Origin of the sequence: Heyndrickxia sp. FSL W8-0496, from assembly GCF_038007825.1 — a bacterium.
In the GTDB taxonomy this organism is placed as follows: Bacteria; Bacillota; Bacilli; order Bacillales; family Bacillaceae_C; genus Heyndrickxia; species Heyndrickxia oleronia.
The window spans coordinates 37,501-57,846 of record NZ_JBBOXX010000001.1; the positions used below are offsets into that span (position 1 = coordinate 37,501).

At 34.3% G+C, this 20,346-nt stretch carries 23 protein-coding genes (1 of these 23 only partly in view); 22 read left to right on the top strand and 1 reads right to left on the bottom strand.

Annotated elements, in window-relative coordinates; translation table 11 throughout:
- The 9 genes from NST63_RS00180 to rsmI all read left to right on the top strand — a co-directional run.
- A protein-coding gene (locus NST63_RS00180) for an aminotransferase class I/II-fold pyridoxal phosphate-dependent enzyme (protein WP_341040950.1) crosses the window boundary here: on the top strand, positions 1-438 show its 3' portion. Its footprint begins 996 nt before the window's first position; only the last 438 of its 1,434 coding nucleotides appear in the window; its start codon lies beyond the left edge, outside the window; its stop codon occupies positions 436-438.
- A 60-nt stretch (positions 439-498) separates the two neighbouring features.
- Positions 499-1,134 (top strand): dTMP kinase, encoded by a 636-nt coding sequence (gene tmk, locus NST63_RS00185; protein WP_078111245.1) that lies wholly within the window; start codon positions 499-501, stop codon positions 1,132-1,134.
- A gap of 139 nt (positions 1,135-1,273) precedes the next feature.
- Complete coding sequence (locus tag NST63_RS00190) at positions 1,274-1,603, top strand: cyclic-di-AMP receptor (protein WP_058006108.1); 330 nt, start codon at positions 1,274-1,276, stop codon at positions 1,601-1,603.
- A gap of 14 nt (positions 1,604-1,617) precedes the next feature.
- Entirely contained in the window at positions 1,618-2,058 is a 441-nt protein-coding gene (locus NST63_RS00195; protein ID WP_058006118.1) for a YaaR family protein, read from the top strand.
- 14 nt (positions 2,059-2,072) lie between these two features.
- Positions 2,073-3,080: a DNA polymerase III subunit delta' gene (gene holB, locus NST63_RS00200; protein ID WP_212946540.1), complete on the top strand. Its 1,008-nt coding sequence runs from the start codon at positions 2,073-2,075 to the stop codon at positions 3,078-3,080.
- Positions 3,073-3,894, top strand: a complete 822-nt coding sequence (locus tag NST63_RS00205) for a PSP1 domain-containing protein (protein WP_212946539.1) — start codon at positions 3,073-3,075, stop codon at positions 3,892-3,894. Before holB ends, NST63_RS00205 begins: the two co-directional genes overlap by 8 nt.
- A gap of 11 nt (positions 3,895-3,905) precedes the next feature.
- Positions 3,906-4,283, top strand: a complete 378-nt coding sequence (yabA, locus tag NST63_RS00210) for a DNA replication initiation control protein YabA (RefSeq protein WP_058006105.1) — start codon at positions 3,906-3,908, stop codon at positions 4,281-4,283.
- A 168-nt stretch (positions 4,284-4,451) separates the two neighbouring features.
- Positions 4,452-5,219: a tRNA1(Val) (adenine(37)-N6)-methyltransferase gene (locus NST63_RS00215; RefSeq protein ID WP_341040964.1), complete on the top strand. Its 768-nt coding sequence runs from the start codon at positions 4,452-4,454 to the stop codon at positions 5,217-5,219.
- 2 nt (positions 5,220-5,221) lie between these two features.
- Positions 5,222-6,097: a 16S rRNA (cytidine(1402)-2'-O)-methyltransferase gene (rsmI, locus tag NST63_RS00220; RefSeq protein WP_212946537.1), complete on the top strand. Its 876-nt coding sequence runs from the start codon at positions 5,222-5,224 to the stop codon at positions 6,095-6,097.
- A gap of 79 nt (positions 6,098-6,176) precedes the next feature.
- Here the strand turns inward: rsmI and NST63_RS00225 are convergent, their stop codons facing one another.
- Entirely contained in the window at positions 6,177-6,458 is a 282-nt protein-coding gene (locus tag NST63_RS00225; protein ID WP_058006102.1) for an AbrB/MazE/SpoVT family DNA-binding domain-containing protein, read from the bottom strand.
- 619 nt (positions 6,459-7,077) lie between these two features.
- Here NST63_RS00225 and metG point away from each other — a divergent pair.
- The 13 genes from metG to glmU all read left to right on the top strand — a co-directional run bounded on the left by metG (position 7,078) and on the right by glmU (position 20,333).
- Complete coding sequence (metG, locus tag NST63_RS00230; RefSeq protein WP_341040967.1) at positions 7,078-9,039, top strand: methionine--tRNA ligase; 1,962 nt, start codon at positions 7,078-7,080, stop codon at positions 9,037-9,039.
- A 409-nt stretch (positions 9,040-9,448) separates the two neighbouring features.
- Positions 9,449-10,216 (top strand): TatD family hydrolase, encoded by a 768-nt coding sequence (locus NST63_RS00235; protein ID WP_212946535.1) that lies wholly within the window; start codon positions 9,449-9,451, stop codon positions 10,214-10,216.
- Positions 10,217-10,441: 225 nt separating this feature from the next.
- Positions 10,442-11,638: a G5 and 3D domain-containing protein gene (locus NST63_RS00240; RefSeq protein ID WP_212946533.1), complete on the top strand. Its 1,197-nt coding sequence runs from the start codon at positions 10,442-10,444 to the stop codon at positions 11,636-11,638.
- A gap of 129 nt (positions 11,639-11,767) precedes the next feature.
- Complete coding sequence (rnmV, locus tag NST63_RS00245) at positions 11,768-12,328, top strand: ribonuclease M5 (RefSeq protein WP_180213730.1); 561 nt, start codon at positions 11,768-11,770, stop codon at positions 12,326-12,328.
- Complete coding sequence (rsmA, locus tag NST63_RS00250) at positions 12,321-13,202, top strand: 16S rRNA (adenine(1518)-N(6)/adenine(1519)-N(6))-dimethyltransferase RsmA (RefSeq protein WP_341040978.1); 882 nt, start codon at positions 12,321-12,323, stop codon at positions 13,200-13,202. The genes rnmV and rsmA overlap by 8 nt, the downstream gene beginning before the upstream one ends.
- A 140-nt stretch (positions 13,203-13,342) precedes the next feature.
- Positions 13,343-14,221, top strand: a complete 879-nt coding sequence (gene yabG, locus NST63_RS00255; RefSeq protein WP_212946529.1) for a sporulation peptidase YabG — start codon at positions 13,343-13,345, stop codon at positions 14,219-14,221.
- A 413-nt stretch (positions 14,222-14,634) separates the two neighbouring features.
- Positions 14,635-14,904: a biofilm formation stimulator Veg gene (gene veg / locus NST63_RS00260; RefSeq protein WP_071977244.1), complete on the top strand. Its 270-nt coding sequence runs from the start codon at positions 14,635-14,637 to the stop codon at positions 14,902-14,904.
- Between the two features lie 128 nt (positions 14,905-15,032).
- Positions 15,033-15,215, top strand: coding sequence for a small, acid-soluble spore protein, alpha/beta type (locus NST63_RS00265; protein WP_212946528.1), 183 nt, complete (start codon positions 15,033-15,035; stop codon positions 15,213-15,215).
- Between the two features lie 346 nt (positions 15,216-15,561).
- Positions 15,562-16,428 carry a 4-(cytidine 5'-diphospho)-2-C-methyl-D-erythritol kinase gene (gene ispE, locus NST63_RS00270; RefSeq protein WP_212946526.1) on the top strand — a complete coding sequence of 289 codons (867 nt, stop codon included), beginning with the start codon at positions 15,562-15,564 and terminating at the stop codon, positions 16,426-16,428.
- A 159-nt stretch (positions 16,429-16,587) separates the two neighbouring features.
- Positions 16,588-17,421: a pur operon repressor gene (purR, locus tag NST63_RS00275; RefSeq protein ID WP_180213733.1), complete on the top strand. Its 834-nt coding sequence runs from the start codon at positions 16,588-16,590 to the stop codon at positions 17,419-17,421.
- Complete coding sequence (locus NST63_RS00280; RefSeq protein ID WP_078109484.1) at positions 17,421-17,795, top strand: RidA family protein; 375 nt, start codon at positions 17,421-17,423, stop codon at positions 17,793-17,795. The genes purR and NST63_RS00280 overlap by 1 nt, the downstream gene beginning before the upstream one ends.
- A gap of 515 nt (positions 17,796-18,310) precedes the next feature.
- Positions 18,311-18,604: a septation regulator SpoVG gene (spoVG, locus tag NST63_RS00285; RefSeq protein ID WP_058006092.1), complete on the top strand. Its 294-nt coding sequence runs from the start codon at positions 18,311-18,313 to the stop codon at positions 18,602-18,604.
- Positions 18,605-18,959: 355 nt separating this feature from the next.
- Positions 18,960-20,333, top strand: coding sequence for a bifunctional UDP-N-acetylglucosamine diphosphorylase/glucosamine-1-phosphate N-acetyltransferase GlmU (gene glmU / locus NST63_RS00290; protein ID WP_212946524.1), 1,374 nt, complete (start codon positions 18,960-18,962; stop codon positions 20,331-20,333).
- Positions 20,334-20,346: the final 13 nt, after the last annotated feature.

Genomic DNA, 20,346 nt, shown 5'->3' on the forward strand with positions numbered 1-20,346 from the left:
GAGGAGGAAGGGGTATATACTGAAATGGCTGATCCGCATCAAGTGGTAATGGTATTACCATTGTTAAAAAAGGGAGCGGAATTTATATACATAGAAGCATTCGAGAAAATGAAAGAGGTTATTAAAAAACCTAAACTTAATAAGAATAATGCTGATAATAAAATGGTAGATATAAAGAATAAAATCAGCCATTTGGCAATTCCGTTTAGTGAAATGGAAGATAGGTCGTATGAATGGGTTCCTTTTAAACATGCAGTTAATCGAATTGCTGCAAAAATGATTATTCCTTATCCACCGGGGATTCCACTTACATTACCAGGGGAATGCATAACAGATGAAACGATAGAAGTATTAGATAAATTATTAACTTTAAATGCTAGGTTTCAAGGTGAAATTGAGCGATTAACAAATAGGGAAATTTTAGTCTATGTAGATTAAGAGTGTAAATACTAATGAATATAGTATGAGTATTTGAATTGGATGTTGGAGGTTATTATTTTGGAAGGATTATTTATTACTGCAGAAGGGCCAGAAGGTGCTGGAAAAACAACTGTGTTAAATAAGTTAGGAACAGCGCTAAAGCAAAAGGGATATAAAATTGTAATGACTAGGGAGCCAGGCGGAATCAATATCGCTGAACAAATAAGAACAATCTTATTGAATAAAGAAAATACAGAAATGGATTACCGTACTGAGGCACTTTTATATGCAGCTGCAAGACGACAGCACTTGGTTGAAAAGGTCATCCCAGCATTAAATGATGGAGCTATTGTACTATGCGATCGTTTTATAGACAGTTCCTTAGTTTATCAAGGCTATGCTAGAGGGCTAGGAATTGAAGAAGTATACTCTATTAATCGATTTGCTACACAGGATCTAATGCCAAATTTAACGATTTTTTTTGATGTAGATGTTGAAGTTGGTTTAAAAAGAATATCTGATAATCAGGGAAGAGAAGTGAATCGTTTAGATTTAGAAACGATGGATTTCCATACAAAAGTACGAGAAGGATTTAAACTATTATTAGATAAATTTCCTGAACGGATATATGAAGTAGATGCTGGCCAATCATTAGATAAAGTATATAGTGCAGTGAAATCCAAAATAGAAGATTTAATAAACAACAAGCCTTAAGGTATATTTTTCCTTAGGGCTTTTATGTTTTTTAAAGGATTATTTAGGGATATACTCAAATACATATATAATAAATGATATAATAACAAAAAGAGTAATAACTGACTGATTTTATTAAATATATTGGGAGGGGAGTTTTATGAAACTAATTCTAGCTGTTGTGCAGGATCAGGATAGTACACGTTTAATGAACGCCATGGTTGAACATAATTTTAGGGTAACAAAGCTAGCGAGTACTGGTGGGTTTTTAAAATCAGGAAATACTACTATTATGATAGGTACAGAAGATATACGTGTTGAAAAGGCTATGCAGGTTATTAAAGATAACTGCCAATCCCGTGAACAGCTTATGGCACCTGTATCACCAATGGGAGGGAATGCAGATTCATATATCCCATACCCGGTGGAAGTAGAAGTTGGTGGAGCAACCGTATTTGTACTTCCAGTTGAGCGATTTGAGCAATTTTAACGGAGGTATAAATGTTGAAAATAAACCAAGATTTACGATTGGGTTTGGATAATAAACGCCCTGATCAAAAAGGTTCAAACTCCAGTAATATTAAATTTACTGAAATCATTCATAAACAAGATGAAAAGTTACAAATAGAACAATTAAATAAATTAATATCTGAAATTGATCAAGCAGGTGAGCGTTTATCTCGCTCACGAACGTTTAAAGATTTAACAAAGTATAAAAACCTCGTAAAAAGGTTTATTAAAGAAACAGTTGATTTTGGTATGAACTTAAAACAATCTCATACATGGAATCAATATGGTGAGGGCCGAAAATTAAGTATTGTTGAACAAATTGATAAACATTTAGTGGAGTTAACCGAAGATTATATTAAAAAGGATAAAACTCAAATAGATATTTTAGGAAAGATCGGAGAAATCAAGGGACTAATTTTAAATATATATACGTAAGAGAGTGATTTAGATTGACGTTATCTTGGGATGAACTGGAGAAAGTTCAACCACTAGCAGCTAAAGTGTTAAAAAATAGTATATTGCGTAATCGTGTTGCACATGCCTATCTATTTGAGGGAGAACATGGACTGGGAAAGAAAGAGGTAAGTGTGTTATTTGCTAAGAGTCTATTTTGTCTTAATCTAAAAGACGGAATAAATCCATGTGAACAGTGCAGCAACTGTAAAAGAATTAATCATCAAAGCCACCCCGATGTTCACGTACTTGAACCAGATGGATTATCAATAAAAAAAGATCAAATAAAAAACTTACAACAGGAATTTAGCAAATCAGGAGTTGAGTCTAAACAAAAGCTTTATACTCTAGTGCATGCAGATAAGATGACAACTAATGCGGCAAACAGCTTGTTGAAGTTCCTGGAAGAACCAAACTCAGAAACAACAGCTATATTAATTACTGAGCAAGTGCAACAAATTTTGCCAACCATTCTTTCGAGATGCCAGATCGTCTCCTTTCAACCATTTTCAATGAATCACTTAGAAAAAAAACTAATTGAAGAAGGTATTTCTCCTTCTACCGCTCCTTTATTAGCCAACCTCACAAATGATCTAAATGAAGCAATTCAGCTTGATCGTGATGAGTGGTTTGCACAAGCTCGAAAAATAGTGTTAAAATTATATGAAGTCCTCGGTAAAGGCTCATTATTTGCCATGGTTGAATTACAAGAGGACTGGTATAATCATTTTAAGGAAAAAAATCAAATAGATCGAGGGCTTGATCTTTTGTTATTTATTTATAAAGATCTTCTTACATTACAGTTAGGAAGAGACAAACAATTAATCTATCCAGATCAACGGAGGCAATTTGAGGTAGATATGCTTCAAAATTCACCGACAAAAATAGCTGAAAAGATGTCAGCTATTTTAGAGGCAAAAAGAAAGTTACAAGGAAATATGAATCCTCATTTATTGATGGAACAGCTTGTCTTAAATTTGCAGGGGGGATCTACCTTTGTTTAATGTAGTAGGTGTAAGATTTAAAAAGGCCGGTAAGGTTTATTATTTTGATCCGGATGGTCTCTCAATTCAGAAAGATGACTCCGTTATTGTGGAAACAGTCAGAGGCGTTGAGTTTGGTAAGGTGGTTATGGACCAAAAGACAGTAGAGGAGCATGATGTAGTTCTTCCATTAAAAAAGGTCATTCGAATTGCGGATCAAAAGGACCATTTGATCGTGGATGAAAATAAAGAAGCTGCAATGGAAGCTTATCAGGTTTGTTGTGACAAAATTATTGAACACCAGCTCGATATGAAGCTAGTGGATGTAGAATATACATTTGATCGTAATAAAGTAATTTTTTATTTTACCGCAGATGGTCGTGTAGATTTTCGTGACCTTGTAAAAGATTTAGCCGCTATTTTTCGTACGAGAATTGAGTTGCGGCAGATTGGTGTTAGGGATGAGGCAAAGATGCTTGGTGGTATTGGTCCATGTGGCAGAATGCTATGTTGTTCTACGTTCCTTGGCGATTTTGAACCAGTATCTATTAAAATGGCAAAGGATCAAAACCTTTCTTTAAATCCAACAAAAATTTCCGGACTATGTGGTAGACTCATGTGCTGTCTTAAATACGAAAATGATGAATATGAATCCGCTAAGGAATTTTTGCCTGATGTGGGTGAAACAGTAGGAACACCTTTAGGATTGGGCAAGGTCATTGGACTCAATATTCTTGAACGTGTTTTACAAGTACAATTAGAAGAACGTGTCCTAGAGTTTACGATGGATGAATTATTAAGTGAAGATGCCATATCGATCCAAGCCACGGAGTAGAGGTGGAGTTAATGGATAAAAAAGAGTTCTTCGATTCAGTCAGTAATATGGAAATCCAAATTGGAAACTTATACCAGCAGTTAGGTGAGTTGAAAAAAAACTTAGCCGAGATGATTGAAGAAAATAATTCATTAAAAATAGAAAATGAATATTTGCGTCGTCGGTTGGATAATGGAGAATATGCCATAATCCAGGATGTGGCGATACAAAAAAATAGTAGAAAAGAAGATCAAGCTGATTCTAATCATAAAGATTTTGATATAGGCGAAGGTTATGATAACTTAGCAAGATTATATCAAGAGGGATTTCACATTTGTAATGTTCATTTTGGAAGCCCTCGAAAAGATGAAGATTGTTTATTTTGCCTCTCGTTTTTAAATAAAAAATAAGAACAATGAAATAGAAGTAGGTATAATTGTACAATAGGAATAGAGAGAAAAAAAGAGTGGCCTTCCTTAAATAAGGGAAGGCTTTTTAAGTGAGATATTCGTGATTATGCACTCTGTTAGAAAGGTGCTATCAAGCTGGAATTCTTTTCTTAATATGGAGGTAGAGTAATGGTTGAGTTAAGAAATGATGAGCGATTGGACTATTTGCTTGCTGAGGAATTGCGAATTATTCAAAGTCCGTCGGTCTTTTCTTTTTCTTTAGACGCAGTTTTGCTAGCGAGATTTGCTTATCTTCCCATCCAGAAGGGAAGAGTAATCGATCTATGCTCTGGGAATGGTGTGATTCCATTATTAATAAGTAACCGTACAAAAGCTAATATTATAGGGGTTGAGATTCAGGAAAGGCTTTATGATATGGCATTACGGAGTATTTCTTATAATCACTTAGAGAATCAAATCAACATGATTCATGGAGATATTAAAGAAATGCCTGAAAGGCTAGGAAAAGGTAAATTTGATGTTGTTATATGTAATCCACCTTATTTTGTTACACCACCAAAAAGCGAAAAAAATATAAATGAGCATCTGGCTATTGCAAGACATGAAATATTATGTACGCTTGAGGATGCTATTCAGGTTAGTAGCAAATTATTGCGTCAGGGTGGAAAGGCAGCATTAGTACATAGACCGGGAAGACTATTAGATATCTTAATGCTAATGAGAAAATATCGTATAGAGCCGAAACGTCTGCGATTTGTATATCCAAGGTATGGAAAAGAGGCAAATACAATACTGGTAGAGGGAATTAAGGATGGCAGTAAGGATTTAAAGGTATTACCACCATTATATATTTACAAAGCAGAAAATCAGTATAGTGAAGAAGTCGAAGAGATGTTATTTGGAAATGCTATTGAATATGACAAAAAGGAGGGATAAAGATGCAAGTACAAAAAAGCTTTGTTAATGATAACAGTAAAGGAATTCTGTATCTTGTACCCACGCCGATAGGGAATTTAGAAGATATGACATATCGTGCGGTCCGTATATTGAAGGAAGCTCATATTATTGCTGCCGAAGATACTCGAAACACGAAAAAGCTCTGCAATTATTTTGATATTCAAACACCTATTACAAGTTATCATGAACATAATAAGGAAATCAGTGCAAAGAATCTTATTTCTAAATTGCTTTTAGGAGAAAAAGTAGCATTAGTCAGTGATGCTGGTATGCCATCAATATCGGACCCGGGCTATGAATTAGTTGTTCAAGTATTAGAAGAAAACATTACAGTTGTTCCCTTACCTGGAGCTAATGCTGCCTTAACTGCATTAATTGCATCTGGAATTAATCCACAACCGTTTTATTTTTATGGATTTTTGTCAAGGAATAAAAAGGAAAGAAGAGCTGAATTGGAAAATTTAAATAATAAAACTGAAACGTTTATATTATATGAAGCTCCTCACCGATTGAAGGAAACATTAAAAGCAATGAGTGAAGTACTTGGAAATAGAAATATTGTGCTTTGTCGAGAGTTAACAAAGAAGTTTGAAGAGTTTTTAAGAGGCACTATAGATGAAATCATCAAGTGGTTTGAAGCTAATGAAGTTCGTGGGGAATTTTGTATAGTTGTAGAGGGAAATCATGAAAATATGGAGAATGAACAGGAAACTTGGTGGACAGATATAAGCGTGATTGACCATGTAAACCACTATATGGACCAGAAAAAATTAACTTCAAAGGAAGCAATTAAACAAGTTGCAAAAGAGAGAAATTTACCAAAAAGAGAAGTTTATCAAACATTTCATCAAGAGTAAATAAAGGAATAAAATAAAACAAAGAAAAGGCATCTCTAATATAAATAGGAGATGCCTTTTAAGATAAAGAAACTATTAACTACTCCTTATGGAAAGCAGCTTGGATTTCCTTAATTAATTGGTCTGCACCTTCACGGCTAAGAACTAATTTTCCGCCTGCTAATTGAACATTATCATCAGAAACGTCCCCAGTAATATGACAAGTCATGCTAGGCTTATATTTTTTTAAAATGATTTTTTCATCATCTACATATATTTCTAATGCGTCTTTTTCAGCAATACCAAGTGTACGTCTAAGTTCGATAGGAATAACTACACGACCTAGTTCATCAACCTTACGAACAATACCAGTAGATTTCATTTTTTGTTTCTCCTCCTATTGTAAATTTATCTTTATCGTCATTTTTCGACATATTTTTCATTAACTGAATCTATCATACCAACGATTCCCATATTCGTCAATAATTATTTTCACTCTATTTTCATTCTAAAAAACACTGAAACCACTTGATATATAAGGGTTTTTCTTCATTGAAGAAAAAATTACCATTTATTCCCCGACGAATAAAAATCTATTTTTTTACAAATCATAAAAAGCCAAAAATAATTTTCGACAAATTTCCTACCTTTTTACTATGCCCTTTCATTTTAAAATTCGCTTATATAAGTAGGAAAGTTGCAGAAAAGCAAAAATTTATGTATATTTTGATGATATAAGAGGCTATGATGTCTTTAGGTAAGGAAATGTATATTGTTTGCCCAAATTGGCATTAATAACTCTCGTCCATTGGGTGAGAGTATTTTTTTTAGGCACTTTCCTTGAACTAGTTTTTATTAGTATATAGCAAGACTAGCGTAATAATTTTTACAATTTCTTTTTATTTCCATTTCAATTAAGACATTTAGAATGCCAAAGGTGCTAAACTTACTATTGAGTCATGAATATGTATTAGAAAATATTTTATAAGGTGGGACAGGTAATGGAGAAGGATAAAACATTTTATATTACGACACCGATTTATTATCCAAGTGGGAATTTACATATCGGACACGCGTATACAACTGTAGCTGGGGATGCAATGGCGCGGTATAAACGACTTCGTGGTTATGATGTAATGTACTTAACAGGAACAGATGAACATGGCCAAAAAATACAACGTAAGGCTGAAGAAGAAGGGATAACACCACAAGCCTATGTAGATAATATTGTCGCAGGAATCCAAGATCTATGGAATAAATTGGATATATCTTATGATGATTTTATTCGTACAACTCAGAATCGACATAAAGAGGTAGTAGAAAAAATATTTCAGCGATTGGTGGAGCAGGGTGATATTTATTTAGATCAATATGAAGGATGGTATTGTACACCATGTGAATCATTTTTTACAGAACGCCAATTAGTCAATGGAAATTGCCCAGACTGTGGTAGACCTGTTGAAAAGGTAAAAGAAGAATCCTATTTCTTTAAAATGAGTAAATATGTTGATCGCCTTTTAAAGTTTTATGAAGAGAATCCTGAATTTATCCAGCCTGAATCAAGAAAAAATGAAATGATTAATAATTTTATTAAACCAGGTCTTGAGGATTTAGCTGTTTCACGTACTACATTTGATTGGGGTGTTAAGGTTCCAGGTAATCCAAAACATGTTATCTATGTTTGGATTGATGCACTTTCAAACTATATTACGGCATTAGGGTATGGAACAAGCGATGATACAAAGTACCAAAAGTATTGGCCAGCAGATGTGCACTTAGTTGGTAAAGAAATTGTCCGTTTCCACACAATTTATTGGCCAATCATGTTAATGGCTTTAGACTTACCATTACCAAAGAAGGTATTTGCACATGGATGGTTATTAATGAAAGACGGAAAGATGTCTAAATCAAAAGGAAATGTAGTAGATCCAGTTACCTTGATTGATCGATATGGGTTGGATGCATTGCGTTATTACTTGTTAAGGGAAGTGCCATTTGGTTCAGATGGAGTATTTACACCGGAAGGCTTTGTTGAAAGAATTAATTTTGATTTAGCTAATGATTTAGGTAATCTTCTTAATCGAACAGTAGCGATGATTAATAAATATTTTGATGGCGAAATCCCAACGTATAATGGACCTATTAATTCCTTTGATGAAGATTTGGTCACAGTTAATATGGAGACGATCCAAAAGTATGAAGAAGCAATGGAAAAAATGGAATTCTCGGTTGCTTTAGCATCTGTTTGGGAATTAATTAGTAGAACAAACAAATATATTGATGAGACAAGTCCTTGGGTTTTAGCTAAGGATGAGAAAAAACAAGCAGAACTATCTTCTGTCATGGTCCATTTAGCGGGGTCTTTACGTATAGTTGCTGTTTTACTTCAACCATTTTTAACCAAAACACCGACGAATATATTTGAACAATTAAGTATTAAAGATGATGAATTAAAAAATTGGGAGAGTCTTAATAAATTTGGTTCCATCCCATCAGGTACAAAAGTGGTTAAGAAAGGGGAACCAATTTTCCCACGATTGGAAATTGATGTAGAAGTAGAATACATTAAGCAAAAAATGGCAGGGGAACCTGTTAAGGGTGAGAAAAAAGAAATGGAAACTGAAAAGTTGGAAGAAAAAAGTGAAATTACTATTGATGATTTTATGAAGGTTGAACTTCGTGTTGCAGAAGTAATTCATGCAGAACCCGTTAAAAAAGCAGATAAATTGCTAAAATTACAATTAGATTTAGGATATGAGAAACGTCAAGTGGTTTCTGGAATTGCACAATACTATAAACCAGAAGAATTGGTAGGTCAAAAGGTAATTTGTGTAACAAACTTAAAGCCAGTAAAATTAAGAGGTGAACTTTCACAAGGAATGATCCTGGCTGGATCAAAAGACGGCCAATTATCTCTTGCTAGTATCGATCAAAGCCTTCCAAATGGTGCAATTGTAAAGTAATTGTAATAATATAAAGGATTAACTATCTAAAAAATATTGGCTAGTATAACATAGAGATGTTTCACGTGGAACAATTTTCGACGTGATCCTCTATGTTATTTTCTTTTTTGCATTATTCCAGTATAGAGTTATAATGCTAGGTACAAATAATTTTGGTCAATTAGTATATAAATTTTCTTTTATAGAGTGGTTATTTTAATCATTAGAGGAATAAATGGGTAGTTATAACACTATTTTTAGGTTGAACAATGGCAAAATATTGTCGAAATTAACTGGTAAAAAAGTTATATTTTTCACAAATAGTTAATAGGAAAATGTATTTAAAAAAATGTAATGTAAATGTTAAATGAATGCAAAGCTTGTGTAGGATTTTTATAATAAAATTATATTGGATAAGGAGTTAGTATAAATGTTATTCGATACACATGTTCATCTTAATGATTCGCAATATGATCTGGATTTAAAAGAAGTCATCCAAAATGCACAAAATGCGGGAGTAAAGAAGATGGTTGTTGTTGGATTTGATCGACCAACGATTAATAGAGCAATGGAGCTTATTGAAACCTATGATTTTCTTTACGCCAGTATTGGATGGCATCCTGTTGATGCCATTGATATGTCAGATGAGGACCTTATCTGGATAGAAGAATTAACTAAACATCCTAAAGTTGTTGCGTTAGGAGAAATGGGATTAGACTATCATTGGGATAAGTCACCGAAGGAGATACAAAAGGAAGTATTTCGTAAACAAATTAGATTAGCCAAAAAGGTGAAATTACCAATTGTTATTCATAATCGTGAAGCAACTCAAGATATTGTAGATATTCTAAAAGAAGAGGATGCACAAGAAGTTGGTGGAATTATGCATTGCTTTAGTGGAAGCCCTGAAATAGCTAGAGAATGCATTAACATGAACTTCTATATTTCGTTAGGTGGTCCTGTTACATTTAAAAATGCGAAAAAACCAAAGGAAGTTGCATTAGAAATTCCTTTAAATCGCCTTTTAATTGAAACAGATTGTCCCTATTTAGCTCCACACCCTTATAGAGGTAAAAGAAATGAACCTGCATATGTAAAATTAGTTGCTGAACAGATTGCAGAAATAAAGGGAATATCTTTTGAGGAAGTGGCTAAGCAAACATCCTTAAATGCAAATAAATTATTCGGCATAATATGATATCTAAAGATGTCGAATGCCAAGGGAGCTTGTCTAATATTTTTTGAAAAACTTAAAGTTCTACAAGTCTTTTCTTTCTCATAGGATAACGATGTCGATAAGTCTCCCTTTTCATTTTTGGAAATGTTATGCATAATAGGCAATACATTTCTAAAAGTCTATTAGGTTGACAGTAGACAAGATAGTCTATATAATCTCACGGAGAGAAGGAGGCGTTTCATTTTCATGAATTTAAAGCATGTGAAAAGCCTGTTTTCCAGGACAATGAGTAGTAAAAGACTCACTATTGTTATTTCTAGTTCCATAGTTTTTGCAGGGGTTTTAGCGTTTACTGCCTATGAAACTACGAAAAAAACTGTTGCTATGACAATGGATGGGAAGAAAAAAGTTATTAGGACACACTCGAATACGATTGGAGATATTTTAGACGATTTAGATATTCATTTACACTCAGAGGATTATTTGTCATTACCAAAAGATACTAAGGTAACAGATCAATTGTCTTTTGTCTGGAAACCAGCTAAAAAAGTCCATCTAGCGATTGACGGTAAGGAACGATCGGTTTGGACGACAGAAAATACAATAAGGGAATTACTTGAAAATGAAAAGATTAAAATTGGAAAATATGATCAAGTAAATCCAGGACTAAATCAAGATATTACCAAAAATATGAAAATAGATATTGCGAAGGCTTTTTCCTTAACACTAAATGATGGTGGCGAGAAGAAAAAGGTTTGGTCAACTTCGACTACGGTCGCTGACTTTTTAAAGCAACAGGGAGTCAAACTTGAAGAATTAGACCGTACAAAGCCGGATCTAAAACATAAAGTTAGTCCAGAAGATGTAATTAAAGTGATCAGAGTTAAAAAAGTCAGCGATGTAGTGGAAGAACCTATTCAATATGCTATAACTACTAAAAAGGACTCTACCTTACTTAAAGGGCAAGAAAAAGTAGTACAGCATGGTGAAAATGGCATCGTTCATAAAACCTATGAAGTAACCAAGGAAAACGGAAAAGAAGTTAATCGAAAATTACTAACTGAAAAAACCTTAAAGGAAAGTAAGGAAAAGGTTGTTTTAGTTGGAACAAAAGTATTAACAGCCCAGGTTTCTAGAGGTGAACCTGAAGGTGGTAAAGAATATTATGTAACATCGACCGCTTATACAGCAGAGTGTAATGGATGTTCAGGACGTACAGCTACAGGTATTAATTTACGTGCCAATCCAAACATGAAAATAATTGCGGTAGATCCTAATTTTATTCCACTTGGAACAAAAGTATATGTTGAAGGCTATGGTTATGCCATTGCAGCAGATACTGGTGGTGCAATGAAAGGTCAAAAAATTGATGTGTTTTTCTCCAATAAGTCACAAGCCTATAATTGGGGAAGAAAACGAGTCAAAATTAAAATACTGAATTAGATGCAGAGGGTCTTCCCTCTGTTTTTTGTTTTTTTGATGTGTGTATCTGTATAATACAATTATAATATAGGTGGTTTATAATATAAGACGAATAATGTTACAAAAATGTTTCACTATTTTGGAGGAAAAATGAAAATAAAAGAAATTATCGTTGTAGAGGGTAGAGATGATACCACGGCCATTAAAAGAGCCGTTGATGCAGATACAATTGAAACAAATGGGTCCGCCGTTTCAAAGGAAACAATTGAAAAGGTTCGACTAGCTCAGGACACAAGAGGGGTCATTATTTTTACAGATCCTGATTTTCCAGGTGAGAAGATTAGAAAAATCGTCTCTGATCATGTGCCAGGTTGTAAGCATGCCTTCATTAAAAAAAAGGATGCAAAACCAACGTCTGGCAGGGGAATTGGTGTTGAACATGCTAGTCCAGATGCTATTCGCGAGGCATTAAAGGATGCTCATACGATGGAAGAGGATATTATAGAAGTGATTACGAAGGAAGATTTGATTACTGCCGGGTTAATAGGCTTCCCTCAATCAAAGGCTAGAAGAGAACGCTTAGGCGAACTATTGAAAATAGGATATACAAATGGAAAGCAGCTTCATAAGCGATTAATGATGTTTCAAATTAGTAAAGAGGATTTTGCTTCTGCAATTGAAATAGTCCTACAGGAGGAAAAGAATGCATAAAGATATTGCTACCCCGATGAGAACAAAGGAAATATTAAAAAAATATGGATTTTCGTTTAAAAAAAGCTTAGGTCAGAACTTTTTAATTGACCCTAATATATTAAGAAATATTACAGAAAGTGCTGGTTTAACCAAGGAGACTGGCTCCATAGAAATCGGACCTGGTATTGGAGCGTTGACAGAGCATTTAGCCAGAAGCAGCAAAAAGGTATTAGCGTTTGAAATAGACCAACGTTTACTTCCGATATTGGAGGACACATTAACCCCATACGATAATGTAAAAGTTGTTCATCAAGATATTTTAAAGGCAGATGTACAAGGACTAATAGAAACAGAATTTAAAGATATTCAGGATATTATGGTTGTTGCCAATCTTCCTTATTACGTAACAACACCGATTATTACACAGCTTTTAACAAAAAGGCTCCCTCTTAGGGGAATTGTTGTTATGCTCCAAAAGGAAGTAGCTGATCGAATAAGTGCGAAACCTGGCACAAAAGAATATGGTTCCTTGTCGATTGCTATTCAATATTATACGAAAGCTGAAACTGTAATGGTAGTTCCTAAAACGGTATTTATGCCACAGCCAAATGTAGATTCTGCAGTTATTCGCTTAACATTACATGATGAACCAATTGTTAACGTTGATGATGAGGAATTCTTCTTCCAAGTGACACGAGCTTCTTTTGCACAAAGAAGGAAAACACTTTTAAATAATCTTACAAGTCAGTTGCCAAACGGCAAAGGGGTTAAAGAGGAAATTCTTGAGGCATTAGGTCAAATTGGAATAGATCCTGGCAGAAGAGGCGAGACACTTTCTATTGAAGAGTTCGCCGCACTAAGTAATGCTCTCTATCCTATTATAAATAAATAAATACCTTTAAAAGGGGGCTATTAGCGGAATTTAACACTTGAATTTTACTAATAGTCCCCTTTCACCTATTCTATGTGTGATGCATAGCCTAATGTTAGAAGTAAAAAGACTATTTTGCTTTACATTGGAGTTGAAAACTCATGAGTGTAAAAATCAATTCAATCGTGGGAAGAAAATCATATCAATGTGATCTTTTATTTAGAGTGATTGATATTATTAATAAAGATGGCAAAGAAACAGCTATTTTATATGGTGAGGACTATCGATTAATCGCAGATGCTCCCTTTGAAGACTTAGTGATGATTGACTCAGAGGAAAGGTCGAAGATTTCTAGGGAATTTCGTTCATTAGAAGCGCAATCCTTTGAACTATTCCAACAAGATATTGATTTATTACGACATAGACATGAATACAATGCAACAAATGGATATAATCAGGATTTTAGCTATTTTCATATTCCAGGACGCGTTTTACATCTTGATGGGGACCCTAATTACTTAAAAAAATGTATCGATCTTTATGAAAAAATAGGAATAAAAGTTTATGGAATCCACTGTTATGAAAAGGATATGCCAAATCAAATCGGGCCATTAATTGATAAGTATCGGCCGGATATTTTAGTGATTACAGGACATGATTCCTATTCAAAATCAAAAGGAAAAAAGGCAGATATAAACGCATATAGACATTCTAAATATTTCGTTAAAACGGTGATTGAAGCAAGAAAAAAGGTACCCCATTTGGACCAATTAATTATTTTTGCAGGAGCATGCCAATCTCATTTTGAATCGTTAATTCAAGTAGGCGCTAATTTTGCAAGCTCCCCACTAAGAGTTAATATTCATGCACTTGATCCTGTTTATATAGTAGCTAAAATTAGTTATACATCCTTTATGGAACCAATAAATGTGTGGGATGTTTTACGTAATACATTAACTGGTGAAAAGGGGTTGGGAGGAATTGAGACAAAAGGGGTCTTGCGCACGGGAATGCCATATAAGCCTGTCATGGAAGAATAGTGGAGAAGGCTTCTAATGAATATTCATTAGAGTCTTTTTCTTATGAAAAATATTAAATGTAATGTAGCTATTAAAGTTAAGTGCCTCTCTGATAATCTGCAAACGAACTTCATTTTTTTCACGATAAATCAACATGACTCGAGCCTCTTCGATATATTTTATTTCATTTGTTGAATGCAAAATTTATACAGGATAAACAGGCTTTTAACCCCTATGTAATAAACATTTTTTAAATAATATAGTTTATCTACATATTATTCAGTTTGTTGGTAAAACTAAATTTGTAAAAAAAACGGTCATTTTGTTGAATGAAAAGTATTGACAGTACATTCCTTTGACTGATAAAATAAATAATTTATATTTGACCTTTTTTACATATTGTGCTATACTAATACATAGTGAGGTGGAGCGAAATGCCAAAGACATTAACTGACATTAAGAGATCCCTTGATTCAAATCTTGGAAAAAGATTAATGTTGAAAGCTAATGGTGGACGAAGAAAAACCATTGAACGTTCGGGTATTTTGGCAGAAACTTATCCATCAGTTTTTGTCATCGAATTAGATCAAGAGGAAAACTCATTTGAACGTGTTTCCTACAGCTATGCAGATGTGCTTACTGAAACGGTCCAATTAACCTTCTATGATGAAACAACAGGAAATATAGTATTAGGGCAGCAGTAGACAATGCGTTTACTGCTTTTTGTTTTTTTGCCCTTTTATACAGCGTTTATTTAAAATGAAATGAGTCGATAAATAGCCTTTTGCTTGAACATACTATGTATAAGGTATGTTTAAGGAGGTTATTCAAAGTGGGCAGAAGAAAAGGAATTATGTCTAGTCAGCTAAAAGAAGAATTAGCTAAGGAATTAGGTTTTTATGATGTCGTTCAGCAAGAAGGATGGGGCGGTATTAAGGCAAAGGATGCTGGAAATATGGTAAAGCGAGCGATTGAAATCGCGCAACAACAGCTTGCCAATAATCGATATTCCTAAAGACAGGCTCGAGCTCATGGAATAAAACAATTACATGCCGAAAAGACCGGGGTTATCTCTCGGTCTTTTTTAATATCTCTTAAGATTGAACGGTTCCATTAATCCTGATATCACTGATTATTAGTTTATAGACAATATATTTACAGATACATCTTCCATATATTCATTGATAGTGGTAAAATACAATATTTGTGAAGAGGTTATATGGCAATTATTGTTTGTGGTAAAATAGTACAAACTTATAAGAACAGAGAAAGTACCTTAATATATTTGGAAAGCTTCCGAGCTTAACACCAGAAAGTACTTAAGTCAAAAATCAAATGTCGGATTAAAGTGGGTGAAACTGTTGACGATTTTTATTAAAGCACCGGCGAAAATAAATTTAACCTTAGATGTTTTAAATAAGCGTTCGGACGGATATCATGAAGTCGAAATGATTATGACCACAATCGATCTTTCTGACAGAATCGGATTGTCAGAAACAACAGACGGTGAGATTCGTATCATTTCTCAAAATAGATTTGTTCCAGATGATCAACGTAACTTAGCATTTCAAGCAGCAAAGGTTCTTAAGGAGAAATTTCATATTAACCAAGGTGTTTCAATTACTATTGATAAAATGATCCCGGTTGCTGCTGGCTTAGCTGGTGGAAGTAGTGATGCTGCTGCCACATTACGTGGTTTAAATAAACTTTGGAACTTGGGCTTAACTTTAGATGAAATTGCAGAGATTGGATCGGAAATCGGCTCTGATGTTTCTTTTTGTGTGTATGGTGGAACAGCCTTGGCAAAAGGAAGAGGAGAAAAAATAACTCACTTACCTGCACCGCCTAATTGCTGGGTTATTTTAGCAAAGCCATCCATTGGTGTATCAACGGCAGATGTTTATCGGAATCTAAATTTAGAATCTATTCAACATCCGAATTCCCAAGCGATGATTCAAGCAATTAAACAAGGGGATTATCAATCGGTATGTAAGGAAATTGGGAATGCTTTAGAAAGTGTAACATTGAAAATGCATCCTGAGGTACAACATATTAAGGAGCAAATGTTTAGGTTTGGTGCTGACGCTGTCCTAATGAGTGGGAGTGGACCAACTGTATTTGGTCTTGTTCAATACGATTCGCGCCTTCAACGAATATATAATGGCCTTAGAGGATTTTGTGATCAGGTTTTTGCAGTTCGAATGTTAGGTGACCGTTTTACTGAATAGAGGATTATTTTTGGAAGCAATGAACAATGTGTAAATTGAATGGTGCATCACCGCATTTCCATATAGTTAATAGTTAGTTTTAGACTAATGGACATAATCCGTACATTGGTGATATATTATTAATAATTATTCGGGAATATATGTAAAGGGGGGTGTAATATGAAGTTTCGTCGTAGTGAAAGATTAATTGATATGACACATTATTTACTTGAGCGCCCAAAGGAGCTAGTGTCGTTAACTTTCTTTTCTGAAAGATATGAGTCAGCGAAGTCATCCATTAGTGAAGATTTAGCAATCATAAAGGAAACTTTTGAAAGGCAGGGAATAGGCACGCTTCAGACCATTCCCGGCGCAGCAGGTGGAGTAAAGTATATATCTCATATGAAAGAGGAAGCTGCTAGGGAAATAATTGCAGAGCTTTGCCAATTAATTGCAGACCCCGAAAGACTTCTGCCTGGCGGTTATTTATACTTAACTGATTTGATAGGAAACCCTCAAATCGTAAGTAAAGTTGGAAAGTTACTTGCCTCGTCATTTGCGAATAAAGATATAGATGTTATTATGACAGTAGCAACCAAAGGGATTCCTATTGCACATGCAGCCGCATCTTATTTAAATGTACCTGTCGTCATCGTTAGAAGAGATAGTAAAGTAACTGAAGGCTCAACAGTTAGTATTAATTATGTATCTGGATCCTCGAAAAGAATTCAGACGATGGTTCTTTCTAAAAGAAGCTTAAATGAGGGAGCAAGGGTTCTCATTGTTGATGACTTTATGAAAGCTGGGGGGACTGTTAATGGTATGGTGAATCTTTTAGAAGAGTTTAATGCAAAATTAGCAGGGATTGCCGTTCTATTAGAGTCTGAGGAAGCAGAAGAAAGATTAGTGGATGATTATGTATCACTGGTTAAACTAATGGATGTAGATGTGAAAGAGAAAAAGATCAGAGTGGTAGAGGGAAATTACTTTTTACAATCCAAGGGGGATTTTTAATGAGAGTCGTATCTACAAAAAAAGCGCCGGCAGCAATCGGACCATATTCACAAGGAATTGTCGTAAATAATGTTTTTTATAGTTCTGGTCAAATCCCTTTAACTGAAGAAGGGACACTTATTTCTGATGATATAAAAGAACAAACGCATCAAGTATTCAAAAATATTAAAGCTGTATTACATGAAGCAGGCGCCTCTTTAGAGACAGTTGTGAAAGCCACTGTATTTATAAAAAATATGGATGATTTTTCAATTATTAATGAAATTTATGGAGAATATTTTTCTGAGCATAAGCCAGCAAGATCCTGTGTAGAAGTATCTAGACTTCCTAAGGACGTTCAAATAGAAATAGAGGTTATTGCATTAGTTAAATAAGCATTTAAAAGACTGTCACTTGATAGTCTTTTTTTTTGTACTGCACTCCAAGATTATTTTTATTTAGGTAAAGCCTTAACTAATAATAAAAAAGTTGAAGACCGTCACCCTCCTTTATTTCTTTAGAGCTACGAACTTCATAAGAATAGCTAAAAGGGATTTATTAGGTGTAAAGTTCAACAGTAGGGCTTTTACATATGCAACAACTATAGGAAAACAGCATTATTTTTGTGATAAGAATATCGAAAAGTGATTTCTTTCAAAATGAGCCTGTTTTTGGTTCCAACTTTCTCTTATGTATACACCTGAGTAGGAGAGTATTGCTTCAAAAGTTTTAAAAATATGTATATTTTGATTTCTGTTGGTTAATAAATGATTAATATATGATTTGATTTACTAGGAAATACAAGAGTCCTATTAATTATTTAAAAAATTTTACAATTTAAGAAGGAATATATCAAAATCTGTTGAATACTTTAACTAGATTCTATCTATGCAAAAAGGTGGTGAATAGGATGGAAGTAACAGATGTAAGATTACGCCGTGTTAATACAGAGGGGCGAATGAGAGCGATTGCTTCTATTACATTGGATAATGAATTTGTTGTTCACGATATCCGAGTAATTGATGGGAATAATGGATTATTTGTCGCGATGCCAAGTAAACGCACTCCAGATGGAGAGTTTAGAGATATTGCTCATCCAATTAATTCCAATACTAGAAGCAAAATTCAAGAATCTGTATTGGCGGAGTATCACCGATTAGGAGAGTTAGAGGAAGTCGAGTTTGAAGAAGCCGGAGCTTCCTAATAGAATAAAAGCAGCAAGAGCCTACTCCAAGAAGTAAGGCTCTTTTTTTCGGCTCTTTTTCTCAAAAATTATTTTTATTTAGTTAAAGTTTGAATTTATAAAATCCCCCCTTCATTTCTACTTCATAAGAACCATTGAAGCGCGTTAATAGGTGTAACAGCGGGTAAGTAGGGATTTTATAAAAGCAAAATCTTTCGAAAACCTCCCTTTTTTATACATACATGAGGGTTATATGAAATAAGAAAATATTCACATATAGTTGACAAATCTATGTATATCTTCAGCTTACCTTGAAATCATACGTAAATTACGTTATATTTTGTTATGGATAAAAAGGTTTATTGGGGGACCAAATATGACTAATCGATTTGCTGTTGTTTTAGCTGCAGGCCAAGGAACTCGCATGAAGTCAAAGCTTTATAAGGTACTTCATCCTGTATGTGGAAAGCCAATGGTTGAACATGTAGTCGATCAAATTGGGAAACTACATGTCAATAAAATGGTGACAATAATCGGCCACGGAGCTGAATTAGTAAAAGCTAAATTAGATGGGAAAACATCTTTTGCGTTACAAGAACAACAACTTGGAACAGCTCACGCGGTGATGCAAGCCGATAGTGAATTGGCCAATGAAGAGGGAGTTACACTGGTAGTATGTGGTGATACACCTCTGATTCAAGCTGAGACAATGGAAGCGCTAATGAAACATCATGTCGAACAAAAGGCAAAGGCAACTATTTTAACAGCATACACAGATCAACCAGAAGGATACGGGCGTATCATTCGAAATGATGAAGGATTTGTTGAGAGAATCGTTGAACATAAAGATGCGACTGAAGAAGAAAGAACGATAAACGAAATAAATACAGGCGTATTCTGTTTTGACAATAAAGAATTATTTAAAGCATTAAAGCAAGTCTCTAATGATAATGCACAAGGTGAATATTATTTACCAGACGTTATTGAAATATTAAAAGCACAAGGTGAAGTAATTTCAGCCTATCAAACAAAAGATATGGATGAAACATTAGGCGTGAATGATCGAATTGCACTTTCGAAAGCAGAAAAGATAATGAGAAAGCGCATTAATGAACACCATATGAGAAATGGTGTTTCCCTTATTGACCCGGAACAAACCTATATTGAAACGGATGTAGTAATTGGGGCAGATACAGTTATTTATCCTGGTGTATTTATTTCAGGAGATACCCAAATTGGCGAAGATTGTATTATAGGCCCAAATTCAGAAATTAAAGACTGCGTAATTGGTCATCAAACTACTATACGACAATCGGTCACGTATAATAGCTTGATTGGGTCAAAAGTTCAAGTTGGTCCATTTGCACATATTCGACCAGATTCAAAAATTGAAGATGAAGTGAAGATTGGTAATTTCGTGGAAATTAAGAAGACCCATTTCGGTAAAGGAAGTAAGGCATCTCATTTAAGTTATATTGGAGATGCAGAAGTTGGATCTAATGTAAATATTGGATGTGGCTCAATTACTGTGAACTATGATGGGAAAAATAAATATTTAACTAAAATAGAAGATGATGTGTTCATAGGATGTAATTCTAATTTAGTAGCCCCTGTGACAATCGGAAAAAGTGCTTATATAGCAGCAGGCTCTACGATTACAGAAGATGTTCCAGGCGAAGCATTATCTATTGCACGTGCACGACAAGTGAATAAAGAAAACTATGTAAATAAACTAAAACACAATCAATAATTGGAGGTCCATC